Annotated in this window: 4 protein-coding genes; 3 read left to right on the top strand and 1 reads right to left on the bottom strand. The window is 71.9% G+C overall.

Going from position 1 to position 2,038, the window contains the following annotated elements; all coding sequences use genetic code 11:
* The coding region (locus ACWC5O_RS45365) for a DUF6114 domain-containing protein (protein WP_450781380.1) at positions 1-141 on the bottom strand (141 nt) is incomplete at its 3' end.
* A 204-nt stretch (positions 142-345) separates the two neighbouring features.
* Here ACWC5O_RS45365 and ACWC5O_RS45360 point away from each other — a divergent pair.
* The 3 genes from ACWC5O_RS45360 to ACWC5O_RS45350 all read left to right on the top strand — a co-directional run bounded on the left by ACWC5O_RS45360 (position 346) and on the right by ACWC5O_RS45350 (position 1,948).
* Positions 346-714 (top strand): FMN-binding protein, encoded by a 369-nt coding sequence (locus ACWC5O_RS45360; protein WP_450589401.1) that lies wholly within the window; start codon positions 346-348, stop codon positions 712-714.
* Positions 715-911: 197 nt separating this feature from the next.
* On the top strand, positions 912-1,166 hold the full coding sequence (locus ACWC5O_RS45355; RefSeq protein WP_450589399.1) for a deoxyxylulose-5-phosphate synthase: 255 nt from the start codon (positions 912-914) through the stop codon (positions 1,164-1,166).
* On the top strand, positions 1,163-1,948 hold the full coding sequence (locus tag ACWC5O_RS45350; RefSeq protein WP_450589398.1) for an SMI1/KNR4 family protein: 786 nt from the start codon (positions 1,163-1,165) through the stop codon (positions 1,946-1,948). The genes ACWC5O_RS45355 and ACWC5O_RS45350 overlap by 4 nt, the downstream gene beginning before the upstream one ends.
* Positions 1,949-2,038: the final 90 nt, after the last annotated feature.

Here is a 2,038-nt window from a genome sequence, read left to right as displayed (position 1 = left end):
CAGGTTCACGTACGGCCAGTACAGGATGGGCAGCCCTGCCGCCAGGGTGAAGAGCCCGGCCCAGAAGGGGCGTTCACCACGCCAGGCGCGGAACCCTGCCGGAGCCCGATCACATCGACCACCATCTTCCCCAGCTCCCATCCCCAGGGACCCGCAGTCGCCCACGGCGCCCCCTCCATCCCGGTGCCGGCCGGTCCCCCGCCGGAGGCTCTGTTCCGACCGGGGCCTTGCTCATCCAGGTCTCGGCTCAGGGCCGTAGCGCGCTGCGGCCATCGTCCGTGTCTGGCTCGACGCTGGGAGCGGCGGTGCCGGCCGGGCGGCTCGCACGCCCAGCCCTCGTCCACCATGAGCGCGTCGCCGTCGCGCCGGGTGTCGACCACCCCGGCGAAGACCAGCAGCGCCCCCTCCGCCCCGAAGACCACGTCGGCCGCGCCCACCACCCGCTCCGTCACCGGCGCCACGGCCCAGACGAAGTACGGTCCGGTCCAGGTGCGGATCACCCTCAGCGGCAGCAGGATCACCGGGGCGACGGCCATCCAGTCTCCCGATGAGGCGGCGCGGAGCAAGGACATCTCCTCCATGGCCGTCCCCAAGCTCAACCAGGAGACCCTTGAGGCGCAGAGCGCGAACATCGACGCGGTGTCCGGCGCTACGTACACCAGCGCGGAGTACAAGCAGTCCCTGCAGAGCGCCCTGGACCGGGCCGGTCTCTGAGCCGGACAGCGCGCTGAGTGGACGGGCCGTCAAGAAAGCCGCGCTGAACCCCCGGTCCTTTGGCCTGGAGGTTTGGCCCACGTCTGGCCGCGGCGCCTTCTCGGTGCGGATCCAGATCTGGCGTTGACGGACCACCCTCGGGACCGGGTGCCGGAAACCCGCTTGGCCGGGGTCCTGGAGCTCCCTAATCTGGCCGCATGTCTGCCGCCAGGGCCTCGTACGTCTGTCTTTCCTGCCGGGTGTCGTACAAGCAGTGCTACGACCCGTGGCGGGAGCGGACCTGCCCGCGCTGTGCGGGTGCGCTGACGTACGCGGGCTCGGCTTTCGCGGCGCCTTCGAAGCGGGACAGAGCCGCCTTGCGGACGCTGCGTGAGGTGCGCGAGCGGATGACGTACGCCCGCCGTACCGGGGAGCCGGCCGCGACGGCGCTGCGCCGGGGCGATCTGCCGTGACGGCTCTGGACTCCCTGGTCCGGGCCGTGTCCCGGCCGGCCGACCCGGTCGACGCCCGTGGGGACTGGGCCGAGGTGGAGGCGCGGCTCGGCGTGCGGCTGCCCGGTGACTACAAGCTGCTGGTCGAGACGTACGGGTGGGGTGAGTTCTGCGACTACCTGTATCTGCGCACGCCCTTCGGCACGAGCCCGTACAACGGCATGGAGCGGCACGACGGTCTGCTGGTCTGGGGCACCACCATGGACGCCGACCGGCTGTGCTGGCGTACCGAGGGGGAACCCGAGGCGTGGCCGGTGGTGGTCCGGGGCCGGAGCACCGGGCGGGAGGAGTTCGCGCCGGGCGCGGCCGGATTCGTCGAGGGGTGGGTGACGGGGCGGGTGCACTCCACGGTGCTGGCAGACATGGAGCCCGGCCTGGCGCCGTGGTTCAACACCTTCCGGCCCAGGCTGTACAGGTGTCTGCGGCTGTCCGAGGGCCCACGGCCGTATGCCGAACGGCTGCGGATACTCCGGGACGTGCTGGCGCCGACCGTGGACCGGGGGTCGTGGCAGTCCGAGGACGGTGCGCACGGCCAGGACCACTTCGCGACCGCCGACACGGACTGGCACCTCACCTATGACCGCTCGCGTCCGCACCAGATCCGCGTCTCCTTCCCGCCCGGAGACCGCGCGACGGCCCGCGACCGTCTCTTCGCCACCGTACGCCTCATGGGCTGCACGGTCCTGGAGATCACCACGGCCGAGGGCCTGCCGCTCGCGGACTGGAGCGCCGACGACACCTAGGGGGTGTCGTTTGGATCAGGTCGGCCGTGACAAGCGGTGCGGACTGGCCGACCCGAGCGGGGCCTGGTGCGTGCAGCTGCAAGGCGGAGG

The organism is Streptomyces sp. NPDC001450 (genome assembly GCF_053597295.1).
Note: the sequence above shows the minus strand (reverse complement) of the source record. Positions and strands in the feature narration are given on the sequence as shown.